Genomic DNA, 14,939 nt, shown 5'->3' on the forward strand with positions numbered 1-14,939 from the left:
GGGCTCGCGACGATTCAGTCGAAGCGGAACCAGCGCGTCGCCAGCCAGCCCGTCACCACGCCCCACACCACGAGCACCGCGATGCCGTACCAGTCCACACTGGTGTGCAGCGCCTGATCCAGCGCTTCGGCCAGCGCTCCCGACGGGATCAGTCGCGCGATCAGCGTCACCGCGTGCGGGAGGTTGTCCGAGGCGAAGACCAGGCTCGCCACCCCCAGCATCACGAACCACAGGATGTTCGCCAGCGCGAGCACGATCTCGGCCTTGAGGGTGCCGCCCAGCAGCAGTCCCATCGCGACGAAGGTGGCCGTGCCGAGTGCGATGACGAGCGCGCCCAGCGCCAGCCCGCCGATCCCCGGCCGCCATCCCAGCGCGACACCGATCAGCCCGAGCAGAACCGATTGCAGCACCACCACGATCAGCACCGCCGCGCATTTGCCGCCGACGATGCCCCAGCGCGGTAATGCCGTGGCGCCCAAGCGTTTCAGCGCACCGTAGCGGCGGTCGAAACCGACGGCGATGGCCTGGCCGGTGAACGCGGTGGACATGATCGCCACCATCATCACCGCCGGCACGATCCGGTCGACCTTGTGGTGTTCGCCGAGGCTCGAGCCCAACGGCAGCAGGGTCAGCCCGATCAGCAGCGTGATCGGAATGAACATGGTCAGCAGGAGCTGTTCGCCGTTGCGCAGCAACAGGATCAGCTCCATGCGGGTCTGCGCGGCCAGCATGGCCAGGCGCGGAGCCGGTCGCGGCGCGGGGCTGAAGGTGCCGGGGGTGAAACGAGGGGCGGTCCGGGTCATCCGCGCAGCTCCCGTCCGGTCAATTCGAGGAACACATCCTCCAGGCGGCGCTGGTCGATGCGAATATCGGTGGGCAGCACGTCGATTCGCGCGCACCAGGCGGTCACGGTGGCCAGCACCTGCGGGGTGATGTCGCCGCACAGCAGATAGGAGCCGGGCGCGGTCTCGTTGGGCGAGAACCCTTCCGGCAGTGCGCTTTCCAGCAGGGACAGATCGAGTTTCGGCGGCGCACTGAACCGTAGTTGCCCCTCGGCGCCGGCGGAGGTCACCTCGGCCGGGGTGCCGGCGGCGACGATGCGGCCGTGATCGATGATCACCAGCCGGTCGGCGAGCTGTTCGGCCTCGTCCATCATGTGCGTGGTGAGCAGAATGCCGACGCCGTCGCGGCGCAGCGCATCGATCAGCTCCCACACCAGATGCCGGGCCTGTGCGTCCATTCCGGCCGTGGGCTCGTCGAGGAAGACCAGTTCGGGGCGCCCCACCAGCGCGCACGCCAGCGCGAGACGCTGTTGCTGACCGCCGGACAGGCGCCGATACGGGGTGCGGCGGGCGTCGCGCAGGCCGAGGGTGTCGAGCAACCACTGCGGATCGAGTGGATCGGCGGCGTAGGAGGCGACCAGATCGAGCATCTCGCCGGCGCGCGAACCCGGATAGGCCCCGCCGCCCTGCAGCATCACACCGATGCGCGGGCGCAGGCGATCCGAGTCGGCGACCGGATCCAGCCCGAGCACCCGCACCGATCCGGCGTCGGGGGTCAGGAACCCCTCACACATTTCGACGGTGGTGGTTTTCCCGGCGCCGTTGGGCCCCAGCAGCGCCAGCACCTCCGCGCGCCCGACCTCGAAAGCGACCCCGTCCACGGCGGTGGTATCGCCGTAGCGTTTCACGACACCGTCGATACAGACAGCGGGTTCCGAGGCTGCGCTCACGATGAGACACCGTATGCCGGGCCCGGCTGTGACGGAGCAGACACCCCTGTCCGGTTACGCCAGGGCAGCAGGTTCCGGGTCACCGCGATGAATCCGAGCGCGACGATCACCACCGCGACCGCCGCCTCGATGATCTGGAAGACCCCGAAATCGGCGCCGCGCGGCATCAGCATCACGCTCACGACCGCGGAGAACGCCACGGCCGGAACCCGGAACGCGGGCGTGGTGGCCCACGCCGCGAGCGGCACGATCGCCCACAGCAGATACCACGGCTGAACCACGGGAAAGAGCAGCACGATCGCCGCCAGCGACACGCCCATCGCGCCGACCGGCTGCAATCGCCCGGTCCAGGTGGCGATCAGCATGCGCACGGTGATCAGCGCCGCCACCACGCCGGCGATCGGACGGGTGATGCTCAGCAGCGCGGTGGTGTGATCGCCCAGGCCCAGCAGGACGCCGCCGAATCCGGTGATGATGCCGATCGCCGTGGGCAGCGACATCCAGCTGCGCACGGTGCTGGCGGCGTTGAGGGTGTGCGTCCAGCCGAAGCCGAGTCCGGAGGTGTAGCTGACGAACAGCGTGGTGACCAGGGTGATCGCGCCGAGAACCGCCGCGGCGGCCAGCAGCGGCCGCCATCCGCGACCCCAGCGGCGGGCCAGGGCCATGCCGACGAATCCGAGCGCGATGATCGAGGTGATCTTGACCGCCGACGACAGGGTGATGACCACGGTTCCGAAGGTCAGCAACAGCCACCCGCGCTGATCGAATCCGCCCAGCCCCGGGGCGTGGTCGGTGGCCAGCGCGCGCAGGCAGAACTCGACTCCGGCCAGCATCAGCCCGAGCATCAGCGCGTCGTTGTGGACGCCGCCGACCAGGTGGAACAGCACCAGCGGGTTGGCCGCGCCCAGCCACAGCGCGCTGACCGGCGCGACTCCGCAGCGCCGCGACAGTCGCGGCAGCGCCCAGACGATGAGCGCCACCCCGGCCAGTGCCAGCAAGCGATGCGCCCAGACCCCGACGATGATGTTGTCGCCGGTCACGTGCGCGATGCCGCGGCCCATCCAGACGAACAGCGGTCCGTACGGGGCGGGGGTGTCGCGCCAGATGTTGGGCACGTTGTAGGTCAGCACGTTGTGCAGGCCCAGGCCGGTGGCCGGGCCGACCGCGTACGGATCGAGGCCGCGGGCCGCGATCTCGCCCTGTGCCAGATAGGAGTAGACGTCGTTGGAGAACAGCGGCGGCGCCACCGACAGCGGGATGATCCACAGCAGCAGGGTGCGATCGAGTTGGGAGCGGCTGAGCCGGTGCACCGGCGAGCCGCCGAACCCGCCGACCGCGAAGCGGCCCAGCAGCAGCCACGCCATCACCACGAAGACCGTGCCGATCATGCACAGCGCCAGCGACGAGGTCTGCCAGCGCGCGAAGACGCCGATCACCCGGACTCCGGAGACCGGATTCTGCAGTACCGGCTGGGCGGCGACGCCCAGCGCGCTGATCGCCATGAGGACCGAGCCGGTGGCGCCGAGCAGCCGAATTCGCTTGAACTGCGCGGTTTCCCGGCTGTCGAGCCCCGGTGCGTCGGCTTCGACGGTGTGTAGCACCGCGATGGTGTGATCGGCGGGCGGAACGTCCAGGCCCAGGGCCCGGCGACCGATCTCGATGCTCCTATGCCATGCGCCTTCCACAACCGCCACGGAGGTCAAGCGTAGCCGGGGTGGACGCCGGGCCGGACGCAACGTCGCGACGCGGACCGTGACATATTGCACCGGGGTTCGATGCCCAGGTCGGAGCCGTATCCGGGAGAGATTCAGGGCACCCTTACTAGAATGCGGGAAATATTTCCGTCACACTGATGTTGTGAAAACCGTGGGTTTGCGGGAGAACGAGGTGAATACCGAGCGTCAGCAGGGCGCCCGGCCTTCCGCCGCGCCCGCGGCCGCCGCCGGTGAGGGGCATACTCGCGCGGCCGTCGTCCAGCTGCTGCTGGAGGAGGGGCCGATCACCGCGACGGCCATCGGGCAGCGGCTGGGACTGAGCCCGGCCGGCGTGCGTCGCCATCTCGACGCGCTGATCGAATCCGGCGAGGCCCGGGCCATGCGCTCGGCGCCGTGGCAACAGCAGGGCCGTGGTCGTCCCGCCAAGCAGTTCCAGCTGACCGCCGCCGGTCGCGGCCGGCTCGGCCACGCCTACGACGATCTGGCGGGAGCCGCGATGCGGCAGCTGCGTGAGATCGGCGGCGAGAACGCGATCATGGATTTCGCTCGCCGCCGCGTCGGTGTGATCGTCGCCGGTATCGATCGCCTGGCTCAACACACCCCGGCCGCCACCTCGGAGAAGGCGGAGGAGATCGCCGAGGCGTTCAGCGACGCCGGATTCGCCGCCACCACCCGCAAGGTCGGCTCGGGCGTCCAGATATGCCAGCATCACTGCCCGGTCTCGCATGTGGCCGAGGAGTTCCCGGAGCTGTGCGCCGCCGAACTCGAGGCATTTCGCGAGCTGCTCGGAACCCACGTGCAGCGGCTCGCGACCATCGCCAACGGTGACTGCGCCTGCACCACCCACGTACCCCTGTCCGTTCCCCCGACGAGCAATCCCCCGACGAGCAATGCTCAGCCCGCCACCCGCGCCGTTGCACAGCCCGCAGCGGCAGCTCGAAACGACTCCGGAAGGAGTGCCGAATGACGTCGACCACCGCGGCGAGCCGTGAATCCGATGCGCCCCAGAACCAGCCCCTGACCCAAGAGGAGACCATCGCCTCGCTGGGTACCTACGGCTACGGCTGGGCGGATTCGGATATCGCCGGCGCCAGCGCCAAGCGCGGCCTGTCCGAGGACGTCGTGCGCGACATCTCGGCGAAGAAGAACGAGCCCGAGTGGATGCTCGACGCCCGCCTCAAGGCGCTGCGGATCTTCGACCGCAAGCCGATGCCGAGCTGGGGTTCCAACCTCGAGGGCATCGACTTCGACAACATCAAATACTTCGTGCGCTCGACCGAGAAGCAGGCCGAGAGCTGGGAAGATCTGCCCGAGGACATCAAGAACACCTACGACAAGCTGGGCATCCCGGAGGCCGAGAAGCAGCGCCTGGTCGCCGGTGTGGCCGCCCAGTACGAGTCCGAGGTGGTCTACCACCAGATCCGCGAGGATCTCAAGGCCCAGGGCGTCATCTTCCTCGACACCGACACCGGTCTCAAGGAGCATCCGGAGATCTTCCAGAAGTACTTCGGTTCGGTCATTCCCGCCGGCGACAACAAGTTCTCCGCGCTCAACACCGCCGTGTGGTCGGGTGGTTCCTTCATCTATGTGCCGCCGGGCGTGCACGTGGACATCCCGCTGCAGGCCTACTTCCGCATCAACACCGAGAACATGGGCCAGTTCGAGCGCACGCTGATCATCGTCGACGAGGGCGCCTATGTGCACTACGTCGAGGGTTGTACCGCGCCGATCTACAAGTCCGACTCGCTGCACTCCGCGGTCGTGGAGATCATCGTGAAGAAGGGCGGCCGTTGCCGCTACACGACCATCCAGAACTGGTCGAACAACGTCTACAACCTGGTCACCAAGCGGGCCAAGGCGGAGGCGGGCGCGACCATGGAGTGGATCGACGGCAACATCGGTTCCAAGGTCACCATGAAGTACCCCGCCGTCTGGATGACCGGCGAGTACGCCAAGGGTGAGGTGCTGTCGGTGGCGTTCGCCGGCGAGGGGCAGCACCAGGACACCGGCTCGAAGATGCTGCACCTGGCGCCCCACACCTCGTCGAACATCGTGTCCAAGTCGGTCGCGCGCGGCGGCGGCCGGGCGTCCTACCGTGGCCTGGTCCAGGTCAACAAGGGCGCCTACGGGTCGAAGTCGACGGTGAAATGCGATGCGCTGCTGGTGGATACGATCAGCCGCTCCGACACCTACCCCTACGTCGACATCCGCGAGGACGACGTGACGATGGGGCATGAGGCCACCGTCTCGAAGGTCTCCGATGATCAGCTGTTCTACCTGATGAGCCGCGGCATGACCGAGGACGAGGCGATGGCGATGGTGGTGCGCGGCTTCGTCGAGCCCATCGCCAAGGAACTGCCGATGGAATACGCGTTGGAACTGAACCGGCTCATCGAGCTGCAGATGGAAGGAGCGGTCGGCTGATGCCGGTCGAGAATGTGGCTGTCGCGGGCGAGGCCCGCATCCCGGCCGTCAACAAGGGTGAGCTGTTCGCCTCGTTCGACGTGGCAGCCTTCGAGGTGCCCTCGGCACACGACGAGGCCTGGCGCTTCACCCCGCTGCGCCGGCTGCGTGGCCTGCACGACGGCACCGCGGTGCGTGACGGCCGGGCAGGTATCGAGGTCGCTGCCGTCGACGGCTCGGCGATCGACGGTGTGACGGTCGAGACCGTCGGCCGTGACGACCTCCGGCTCGGCGAGGGCGGGGTGCCCACCGATCGTGTTGCCGCCCAAGCCTATTCGGGTTTCGAGCAGGCGACCGTGGTATCCGTCGGCGCCGAGACCGAGGTCGCGCGGCCGGTCGTCGTCCGGGTCACCGGCCCGGGCGAGGGCAGCACCGCCTTCGGACATCTGCAGATCCGGCTCGGCAACTTCGCCACCGCGACCGTGGTCATCGACCAGCGCGGTAGCGGAACCTATGCGGAGAACGTGGAATTCGTCCTCGGCGACAGCGTCAAGCTGACGGTGGTCGCGGTCCAGGACTGGGCCGATGACGCCGTGCACGTCACCGCCCATCACGCCAGATTGGGCCGCGACGCCGTCCTGCGGCACACCAACGTCACCCTCGGCGGCGATCTGGTCCGGTTTACCGCGACCGTGCGCTACGACGGTCCCGGCGGCGACGCCGAACTGCTGGGCCTGTACTTCGCCGACGACGGGCAGCACTTCGAACAGCGCCTGCTGGTCGACCACGCGCAGCCGCACTGCAAGTCCAACGTCCTGTACAAGGGTGCGCTGCAGGGCGATCCGAGTTCGGCCAAGCCCGATGCGCGCACCGTCTGGGTCGGCGACGTGCTGATCCGCGCCGAGGCCGAAGGCACCGACACCTACGAGGCCAACCGCAATCTGGTGCTCACCGACGGTGCGCGCGCAGATTCGGTGCCCAACCTCGAGATCGAGACCGGCGAGATCATCGGCGCCGGACACGCCTCGGCGACGGGCCGATTCGACGACGAGCAGCTGTTCTACCTGCGTGCTCGCGGTATTCCGGAGGAGGCTGCCCGCCGCCTGGTGGTGCGTGGTTTCTTCCACGAGATCATCCAGAAGATCGCGGTCGTCGAGATCCGGGAGCGGCTGGAGTCGGCCATCGAGGCCGAACTCGCCGCCATCGGTGCCTAGTACCGGCGCGTCCCGGCAGCCCGAAACCTCCACCAGCCCAGAAGGAATGCAATGACCACCCTCGAAATCAAGGACCTGCACGCCGAAGTCGCCAATCCGGACGAGAACGGCGAGCCCATCAAGATCCTCAAGGGCGTGAACCTCACCGTGAAGTCGGGTGAGACCCACGCCATCATGGGCCCGAACGGTTCCGGCAAGTCCACGCTGTCCTACGCCATCGCCGGTCACCCCAAGTACACCGTGACCCAGGGCTCGATCACCCTCGACGGCGAGGACGTGCTGGCCATGTCCGTCGATGAGCGCGCCCGCGCCGGGCTGTTCCTGGCCATGCAGTACCCGGTCGAGGTGCCCGGTGTGTCTATGTCGAACTTCCTGCGCACCGCAGCGACCGCCGTGCGCGGCGAGGCCCCGAAGCTGCGCCACTGGGTCAAGGAAGTCAAGGAGTCGATGGGCGAGCTGGAGATCGACGCCGCCTTCGCCGACCGCAGCGTCAACGAGGGTTTCTCCGGCGGTGAGAAGAAGCGCCACGAAATCCTGCAGCTGGGCCTGCTCAAGCCGAAGATCGCCATCCTCGACGAGACCGACTCCGGCCTCGACGTCGACGCGCTGCGCATCGTCTCCGAAGGCGTCAACCGCTACCAGGAGCGGGAGAACGGCGGCGTCCTGCTGATCACCCACTACACCCGCATCCTGCGCTACATCCAGCCGCAGTTCGTGCACGTGTTCGTCGGTGGCCGCATCGTCGCCGAGGGCGGCTCGGAGCTGGCCGACGAACTCGACGCCAACGGCTACGTCCGCTTCACACAGACCGCGACCGCGGGAGCCTGATATGACCGCTGTGACACGCACACTCGACGTCGCCAGGATCCGGGCCGATTTCCCGATCCTGAACCGGACGGTGCGTGACGGAAAACCGTTGGTGTACCTGGATTCCGGGGCCACCTCGCAGCGACCGCTGGCCGTCCTGGACGCCGAACGCGAATTCCTCACCCACACCAACGCCGCCGTCCATCGCGGCGCGCATCAGCTCGCCGAGGAGGCGACCGACGCCTACGAGGGCGCACGGGCCGATATCGCGCGCTTCGTGGGTGTGGAGGCGAACGAGATCGTGTTCACCAAGAACGCGACCGAATCGCTGAACCTGGTGACGTATTCGTTCTCCGACGACCGCTTCCCGTACCACGTGGGACCGGGCGACGAGATCGTGGTCACCGAACTGGAGCATCACGCGAATCTCGTTCCGTGGCAGGAACTCGCGCGTCGCACCGGCGCCACCCTGAAGTGGTACGGCATCACCGACGACGGGCGCATCGACCTGGATTCGCTGGAGTTGACACCCGCGACCAAGGTCGTCGCGTTCACCCATCAGTCGAATGTGACCGGTGCGGTCGCCGACGTGCACGAGATGGTGCGCCGCGCCAAGGCGGTCGGCGCGCTGGTGGTCCTCGACGCCTGCCAGTCGGTCCCGCACATGCCGGTGAACTTCCGTGAGCTCGGCGTCGACTTCGCCGCGTTCTCCGGGCACAAGATGCTGGGTCCGTCCGGTGTCGGCGTACTCTACGGCCGCTACGCTCTGCTCGAGGAGACCCCGCCGTTCATCACCGGCGGATCGATGATCGAGACGGTCACCATGGAGGCGACCACCTACGCGGCGCCGCCGCAGCGGTTCGAGGCCGGTGTGCCGATGACCTCGCAGGTGGTCGGATTGGGCGCGGCCGTGCGATATCTCGACGCGATCGGGATGGAAGCCGTTGCCGCGCACGAGCATACGCTGGTCGGTGCCGCCCTGGAGGGGCTCGGCGCGATCGACGGCGTGCACATCGTGGGGCCGACCGAGAACGTGGACCGCGGTGGCGCGGTGTCGTTCGTGGTCGACGGAATCCACCCGCACGACGTGGGCCAGATCCTGGACGACGAGGGTGTCGCCATCCGCGTCGGACACCACTGCGCCTGGCCGCTGATGCGCCGGCTCGGTGTACCCGCCACCGCCCGGGCCTCCTTCGCCGTCTACAACACGCTGGACGAGGTGGAGGCGCTGGTGGCCGCGGTCCGTAAGGCACAGAAATTCTTCGGGGTGGCCGACCGTTGAATCCGGCGAGCGCGAGCGACCAGTGAACGGGGCGTGAGATTTCGCAATGCGTATGGAACAGATGTACCAGGAAGTGATCCTGGACCACTACAAGCATCCGCACCACCGCGGACTGCGGGAGCCGTTCGGTGCCGAGGTGCATCACGTCAACCCGACCTGCGGTGACGAGGTGACCCTGCGGGTGCACATCGACGACAACGGCGACGTCGCCGATGTGTCCTACGACGGGCAGGGCTGCTCGATCAGCCAGGCCGCCACCTCGATCCTCACCGATCAGGTCATCGGCCAGCCCGTGCAGCAGGCGCTGAAGGTGGTCGACTCCTACAGCGAGATGATCTCGAGCCGCGGCACGGTCGAGGGCGACGAGGACGTGATCGGCGACGGCATCGCGCTGGCCGGTGTGTCGAAATATCCGGCCCGGGTGAAATGTGCCCTGCTGGGCTGGATGGCGTTCAAGGATGCCGTGGTGCGGATAACCTCGGCCGAAGAGACCAAGCGGACCATGGGCAACGGGTCCGCCGGAAATGGGGAAGCTCATGACTGAGACGCCGGCAACCGAACAGCCGAACACCGAGGCCGAACTCTCCCAGGAGCAGGTCGCGTTGCTTGAGGACATGGAGGAGGCGATGCGTGACGTCGTCGACCCCGAACTCGGCATCAACGTCGTCGACCTGGGGTTGGTCTACGGGATGCGGCTCGAGGAGGAGGTGGCCGTCCTCGACATGACCCTCACCTCCGCGGCCTGTCCGCTCACCGACGTGATCGAGGACCAGTCGCGAAACGCGCTGGTGCGCAGCGGTTTGGTGGAAGATCTGAAGATCAACTGGGTCTGGATGCCGCCGTGGGGTCCGGACAAGATCACCGACGACGGCCGCGAGCAGCTGCGCGCCCTGGGCTTCACGGTCTGATTCTCGCCACCGGGTAGGGGGAAGTGGACATCCGGGGCCGCTGTGGAGCAGGATCGCCTGCGTCCAGTACGCAGACTTGAACGGGGTGGATTCACGGATGTCCCAACAGTTTTCCCGGCGTATCCGCTCGGCGGCCGTCGCGGCGGTGGCCGGTGCGGGTTTCGCGGTGGCCGGCGCCGCCGGTTCGGCTCAGGCCGATGGTGACCTGCACGGTGCGATCGCCTACTCCGACAGCAGCGGAGTGGTGGCCGCGGCCACCAACTTCGCCGACGCGCCCAGCGCGGATGCCGCGGCCCGAGCGCACTGTGGTCGCGGTGACTGCCGCGTCATCTTGGATTTCAGCAACGGCTGCGGTGCGGTCGCTCAGGGAGCGGACGGCCGGATCGCGGTGGGCTGGGGTCCGACTCAGGTCGAGGCCGAGAAGCAGGCGAGGGATTTCCTGGGGCCGAGCGCGCCGCCGTTCCCCGACCTGGGGAGCGCGAGCCCGCGTCCGGCGAACATCGCCCTGACCAGCTGCACCGCGAACGCGCACTGACCGTTTCGAACCGACGGCGGCCGACCTGCATGGCAGGTCGGCCGCCGTTGTTTTCCCCGAGAAGGCATGCCGCGCGATATCGTGAGGGCCGAATCGCCGGACCGGCCGAAACGGTAGGAGCAGCAGTGGATTTCGACGTACCCTCCGAGCTCAGCGACTATCTGGCCGAACTGGATGCCTTCATCGACCGTGAGATCGTGCCGCTCGAGCGCGAGAACGACAACATCCGCTTCTTCGACCACCGCCGTGAAGACGCACGCACCGACTGGGATCGCGGCGGGCTGCCCAGTGCCGACTGGGAGGATCTCCTCGCCGAGACCCGCCGCCGCGCCGACGCCGCCGGGCACTACCGCTACGCGTTCCCGCCCGAATTCGGCGGCCGCGGCGGCACCAATCTCGATATGGCCGTCATTCGCGAACATCTCGCCCGCAGGGGGCTGGGCCTGCATTGCGATCTGCAGAACGAACACGCCGTGGTCGCCAACAATGTGGGCCTGTTGCTGATGCTGGAATACGGTTCGCCGCAACAGCGAGCGGAGTGGGTGGAGGGCCTGGCGGCGGGCACGAAATTCTTCGCCTTCGGCATCACCGAACCCGAACACGGTTCCGACGCCACCCATATGGACACCCGCGCGGTGCGCGACGGCGGCGGCTGGGTGATCAACGGCGAGAAGACCTGGAATACCGGCATTCACACCGCCGACGCCGATCTGATCTTCGCGCGCACCGCCGGCGAAGCGGGGGACGGCACCGGCATCACCGCATTCCTGGTGCCGCCCGATACCCGCGGATTCACGGTCGAGGAATATCTGTGGACCTTCAACATGCCCACCGATCACGGGCGCGTCACCCTGCGCGACGTGCGCGTCGGCGCCGACGCCGTCTTCGGTCCCGAGGGCCGCGGGCTGGCGGTCGTCCAGCATTTCTTCAACGAGAACCGGATTCGCCAGGCGGCGTCGAGTCTCGGAGCGGCGCAATACTGCATCGATCGGGCCGTGGCATATGCCAAGGAGCGCAAGCCCTTCGGTAAGGCGCTCGCCGACAATCAGGCGATCCAGTTCCCGCTGGTCGAATTGCACACCCAGTGCGAGATGCTGCGCACGTTGATCCACAAAACCGCGTGGACCATGGATCGCCGCGGCACCTTCGCCGCCTCCGAGCAGGTGTCGATGTGCAACTACTGGGCCAACCGATTGTGCTGTGAGGCGGCCGATCGCGCCATGCAGGTGTACGGCGGCCTCGGTTATTCGCGCCACCAGCCGTTCGAACACATCTACCGCCACCACCGCCGCTATCGAATCACCGAGGGAGCGGAGGAGATTCAGATGCGGCGAGTGGCGGGCTATCTGTTCGGATTCATGTCCTCCCACGCGCCCAAGGGCGTATGAGGCCGTCCGGCATCGGCGCTCGCTACACGACACGGCCCCGCGTCCGATAAGGGAGCCGCGGGGCCGTGACAGTGCTGGGCAGCGACGTTACTGCTGAGCCTGCACCACGATGGTGCCGACGATCTTGTCGGCGAAGGTCTGGTTCTTCTCGTCCCACAGCGGCCACAGATAGCCGAGGCCGCACAGGGCGTTGTCGAGAATGTGGCAGAGCTTGCGCACGAAGGCCATACCGAAGCCGAGTACCTGACCGTCGGCTTCCTTGATCACGCGGATGCCGACCAGCTTCTTACCGGGCGTCTGACCGGTGGTGCCTTCCAGATAGATCAGGTAGAGCGCCGCCGCGGCCATGACGGCGAACGCCAGCAACATCAGAATGACGCCGATGGCCGTCATACCGCCGCCGGTGCACGAAGCGGAGTACGAGTACGAGGAACCGTAGGAGTCGTTGTTGCCCGAGCAGTCGATATCTTTCGTGCCCACACCGAACGCGAGTCCGTAGAGGATGCCGAACGGCACGCCGATGATCAGCGCGTCCACGAGGTATCCGCCGACACGCGCGAACCAGTTGGCGTAGGGCGCGGGCGGACCGTATCCGGGTTGCGGATAACCGTAGCCCGGGCCGGCCGGCGGGTAACCCGCCCCGGGCGGGGGTGCGCCGTAATTCGGTTGTGCCGCACCGTATCCCGGAGGTGGTGTGCCGTAACCCGGTGGGGGAGCGGCATATCCGGGCGGCGGCGCGCCGTAACCCGGCGGGGGTGCGCCGTAGCCCGGCTGCGGGCCGGCGGGCGGATACCCGTAGCCCGGTTGCCCCGGCTGGCCGTACGGGCCGTTCGGGTCCGACGGGTTGGTCATATGTGGTTCCTCCGGAAGCTGGTGGTACGGGGACGATCCGGGCCCCGACCGGGTCGAACTGTGATTGCACCGTACGGTAACCGCCAGGCCCCGCCAAAGTATGGCCGACCCGCGCGCAATGGGCGCGCCGAACAGTCGGATATCCTTCTCACGATTGCCTGATTCGGCGACGACGCCGGAATCGCCGCCTAGGCTCCCTTGCGGGTCTGCTTGGTGGCCTTGGGTGCCGCCTTCTTCGCAGTCGACTTGCTCGCCGATTTTGTACCGGTGGATTTCGACGCGGCCCGCTTGGTGGTCGCCTTCGCGGTCGACTTGGCGGCGGATTTCGAGGCGCGCCCCCGGCTCGATTTGCCCGATTCCCCACCGCGGCCGGTGGCTTCGAGACTGCGCTGCAACGCGGCCACCAGATCGACCACCTCGGCATCCATCTGCGCCGGCTCGGCCTCCTCGTGGCGGGTGACACGGTCGGATCCGGATTCGATCGCCTCGTCGAGCAGCTTCTTCAGCTCGATCTGATACTCGTCGGTGTACTGATCGGGATCGAAATCCTCCGACATGCTGTCGACCAGCGTCTGCGCCATTGCGACCTCCTGCGATCGCGGAGCGGCGGCATCGTCGAGCGATTCGAATTCGGCCGCGCGCACCTCGTCCGGCCACAACAGCGTCTGCAACACCAGCACCCCGTCGCGCACCCGCAGCGCCGCCAACCGTGTCTTCTGCCGCAACGTGAAATGCACCAGCGCCACCCGATCCACCTGATCCAGCGTCTTCGCCAGCAAGACGTACGCCTTGGGTGTCGTGGAATCGGGCTCGAGGTAGTAGCTACGGTCGAACAGGATCGGGTCGATCTGCTCGGACGGCACGAACTGCAACACCGGAATCTCGTGCTTCTCGGCCACCGGCAGTTTCGCGAAGTCCTCGTCGGTGAGAATCACCTTGTCACCCTCGGGCGACTCATAAGCCTTGTCGATATCCGCGAACGCCACCGACTGCCCGCACACCGTGCAGACCCGGTCGTATTTGATCCGCCCGCCGTCCTTGGCGTGGACCTGATGAAACCTGATGTCATGGTCCTCGGTGGCGGTATAAACCTTCACCGGGACATTCACCAGCCCGAACGCGATGGAACCTTTCCAGATCGACCGCACCCTTCGATGCTACTGATGACCGGTTGGTTTTGTCCGGCGAAGCGGCGCGACCTGCGGGTTCGTCGTTGTTGGTGCGTGTTGCTGGTTGCTGTTTGTTGCTGTTTGTGGACCTGTGACGTCCTGTGGACGTCCTGATACAGACGTCGTTTGCCGACGTCCAGTGCTACTTTCGAGACGTTTCGCGCCCGACAGCCGAACTGCCCGTCAGGGTCGATTCGCCGTTTTGTCCGCCTTGGCTGGCGTGCAATGTTGCGCTACGAATATATGCGCATCTAAACATTCCAGAGTTCGCTCGGCGGCTACGTCCAGGCCGCACCGATACTCACGAAGACCTTCCGCCACCCGGTCGTCGGGGGAGATCACCGTCGATTGAGACTCGCTCGCCCTCGATCAGCGCCCCGTACTCTATTCCGCGCCGGCGGGATCCGCGTACGTCGAGGCTCTGGCGCTGCTGAACTGCTCGGGGCGGAGGCCGGCGAGTTCCTGTGGTAGCACCCGGCCGGCCGAGACCAGCGGCCCGGAACGGTGCGCGCCGCACAGTCGGGCGGTTCACGCCGGGGGTGGCGATGGGTGCGCGGTCGTCGTGCTCGAGGATGACGAGGATCTCTGCTGGGATGTGGTGCGTCTTGACGGCGTGGGCGAGCATGGTGGAAAACTCGGCGGCCCGGCCGGTCTCGAGTCGTACGGCGCGTTCGCCGAGGATCGGCGTGATGGTTCCGGACACGACGGTGAACCATTCTCTGCCGGGGCGATGGGTTGAGGATCGGTTCGACAAATGCACGACGTCGGCGGCATGGGCTGAGGACGAAATGGAGACGTTCGTGATGATCTCGCTGCAACCAAGTACGCACATTGCGCATCGTTGACTCCCTGGCATACAACCTTTTTCACCTAGACACCTCCGACGCCGCGGGCCGGCGGAGATTCTCGACTTCCTGCGGGACTTCTCCCAGCG

At 67.1% G+C, this 14,939-nt stretch carries 15 protein-coding genes; 10 read left to right on the forward strand and 5 right to left on the reverse strand.

Annotated elements, in window-relative coordinates; translation table 11 throughout:
- Positions 1-14: 14 nt before the first annotated feature.
- From IRT45_RS07025 to mptB, 3 genes are read right to left on the reverse strand one after another with little or no spacing between them, the layout of a single operon-like run.
- Positions 15-803 carry an ABC transporter permease gene (locus IRT45_RS07025; RefSeq protein WP_039778882.1) on the reverse strand — a complete coding sequence of 263 codons (789 nt, stop codon included), beginning with the start codon at positions 801-803 and terminating at the stop codon, positions 15-17.
- Positions 800-1,732: an ABC transporter ATP-binding protein gene (locus IRT45_RS07030; RefSeq protein ID WP_194805052.1), complete on the reverse strand. Its 933-nt coding sequence runs from the start codon at positions 1,730-1,732 to the stop codon at positions 800-802. Before IRT45_RS07030 ends, IRT45_RS07025 begins: the two co-directional genes overlap by 4 nt.
- On the reverse strand, positions 1,729-3,426 hold the full coding sequence (mptB, locus tag IRT45_RS07035) for a polyprenol phosphomannose-dependent alpha 1,6 mannosyltransferase MptB (protein WP_194805053.1): 1,698 nt from the start codon (positions 3,424-3,426) through the stop codon (positions 1,729-1,731). Before mptB ends, IRT45_RS07030 begins: the two co-directional genes overlap by 4 nt.
- Before the next feature lie 163 nt (positions 3,427-3,589).
- On the opposite strand from mptB, the gene IRT45_RS07040 reads away from it, so the two are divergent.
- From IRT45_RS07040 to IRT45_RS07080, 9 genes are all read left to right on the forward strand, one after another.
- Entirely contained in the window at positions 3,590-4,414 is an 825-nt protein-coding gene (locus IRT45_RS07040) for a helix-turn-helix transcriptional regulator (RefSeq protein ID WP_375540065.1), read from the forward strand.
- Positions 4,411-5,871 (forward strand): Fe-S cluster assembly protein SufB, encoded by a 1,461-nt coding sequence (gene sufB / locus IRT45_RS07045; protein WP_194805055.1) that lies wholly within the window; start codon positions 4,411-4,413, stop codon positions 5,869-5,871. Before IRT45_RS07040 ends, sufB begins: the two co-directional genes overlap by 4 nt.
- Positions 5,871-7,064, forward strand: coding sequence for a Fe-S cluster assembly protein SufD (sufD, locus tag IRT45_RS07050; protein WP_194805056.1), 1,194 nt, complete (start codon positions 5,871-5,873; stop codon positions 7,062-7,064). The genes sufB and sufD overlap by 1 nt, the downstream gene beginning before the upstream one ends.
- 51 nt (positions 7,065-7,115) lie before the next feature.
- The gene (sufC, locus tag IRT45_RS07055) at positions 7,116-7,892 is read left to right on the forward strand and encodes a Fe-S cluster assembly ATPase SufC (RefSeq protein WP_194805057.1); all 777 of its coding nucleotides are present in this window, start codon (positions 7,116-7,118) and stop codon (positions 7,890-7,892) included.
- Between the two features lies 1 nt (position 7,893).
- Complete coding sequence (locus IRT45_RS07060; RefSeq protein ID WP_194805058.1) at positions 7,894-9,153, forward strand: cysteine desulfurase; 1,260 nt, start codon at positions 7,894-7,896, stop codon at positions 9,151-9,153.
- Between the two features lie 46 nt (positions 9,154-9,199).
- The gene (gene sufU / locus IRT45_RS07065) at positions 9,200-9,697 is read left to right on the forward strand and encodes a Fe-S cluster assembly sulfur transfer protein SufU (RefSeq protein ID WP_036502476.1); all 498 of its coding nucleotides are present in this window, start codon (positions 9,200-9,202) and stop codon (positions 9,695-9,697) included.
- Positions 9,690-10,061: a metal-sulfur cluster assembly factor gene (locus IRT45_RS07070; protein ID WP_036502473.1), complete on the forward strand. Its 372-nt coding sequence runs from the start codon at positions 9,690-9,692 to the stop codon at positions 10,059-10,061. Before sufU ends, IRT45_RS07070 begins: the two co-directional genes overlap by 8 nt.
- Positions 10,062-10,158: 97 nt before the next feature.
- A complete protein-coding gene (locus IRT45_RS07075; RefSeq protein WP_194805059.1) occupies positions 10,159-10,596 on the forward strand; it encodes a DUF4189 domain-containing protein in 438 nt (145 codons plus the stop codon).
- 125 nt (positions 10,597-10,721) lie between these two features.
- Entirely contained in the window at positions 10,722-11,984 is a 1,263-nt protein-coding gene (locus tag IRT45_RS07080; protein WP_194805060.1) for an acyl-CoA dehydrogenase family protein, read from the forward strand.
- An 87-nt stretch (positions 11,985-12,071) separates the two neighbouring features.
- On the opposite strand, the gene IRT45_RS07085 is transcribed toward IRT45_RS07080, so the two are convergent.
- Together IRT45_RS07085 and IRT45_RS07090 are read right to left on the reverse strand one after the other, a co-directional pair.
- Positions 12,072-12,836, reverse strand: a complete 765-nt coding sequence (locus IRT45_RS07085; RefSeq protein WP_194805061.1) for an RDD family protein — start codon at positions 12,834-12,836, stop codon at positions 12,072-12,074.
- A 188-nt stretch (positions 12,837-13,024) separates the two neighbouring features.
- Positions 13,025-13,984 carry a Ku protein gene (locus IRT45_RS07090; RefSeq protein ID WP_194805062.1) on the reverse strand — a complete coding sequence of 320 codons (960 nt, stop codon included), beginning with the start codon at positions 13,982-13,984 and terminating at the stop codon, positions 13,025-13,027.
- A gap of 583 nt (positions 13,985-14,567) precedes the next feature.
- Here IRT45_RS07090 and IRT45_RS07095 point away from each other — a divergent pair.
- A complete protein-coding gene (locus tag IRT45_RS07095) occupies positions 14,568-14,744 on the forward strand; it encodes a hypothetical protein (RefSeq protein ID WP_194805063.1) in 177 nt (58 codons plus the stop codon).
- Positions 14,745-14,939 lie beyond the last annotated feature (195 nt).

It is taken from the genome of Nocardia sp. BSTN01, from assembly GCF_015354405.1.
Lineage (GTDB): Bacteria > Actinomycetota > Actinomycetes > Mycobacteriales > Mycobacteriaceae > Nocardia.

Bases quoted from the DNA above. Each gene is read 5' to 3' on its own strand.
- IRT45_RS07025 (WP_039778882.1), bottom strand. From the start codon at position 803: ATGACCCGGACCGCCCCTCGTTTCACCCCCGGCACCTTCAGCCCCGCG.
- sufB (WP_194805055.1), top strand. From the start codon at position 4,411: ATGACGTCGACCACCGCGGCGAGCCGTGAATCCGATGCGCCCCAGAAC.
- sufD (WP_194805056.1), top strand. From the start codon at position 5,871: ATGCCGGTCGAGAATGTGGCTGTCGCGGGCGAGGCCCGCATCCCGGCC.
- sufC (WP_194805057.1), top strand. From the start codon at position 7,116: ATGACCACCCTCGAAATCAAGGACCTGCACGCCGAAGTCGCCAATCCG.
- IRT45_RS07060 (WP_194805058.1), top strand. From the start codon at position 7,894: ATGACCGCTGTGACACGCACACTCGACGTCGCCAGGATCCGGGCCGAT.
- sufU (WP_036502476.1), top strand. From the start codon at position 9,200: ATGCGTATGGAACAGATGTACCAGGAAGTGATCCTGGACCACTACAAG.
- IRT45_RS07070 (WP_036502473.1), top strand. From the start codon at position 9,690: ATGACTGAGACGCCGGCAACCGAACAGCCGAACACCGAGGCCGAACTC.
- IRT45_RS07075 (WP_194805059.1), top strand. From the start codon at position 10,159: ATGTCCCAACAGTTTTCCCGGCGTATCCGCTCGGCGGCCGTCGCGGCG.
- IRT45_RS07085 (WP_194805061.1), bottom strand. From the start codon at position 12,836: ATGACCAACCCGTCGGACCCGAACGGCCCGTACGGCCAGCCGGGGCAA.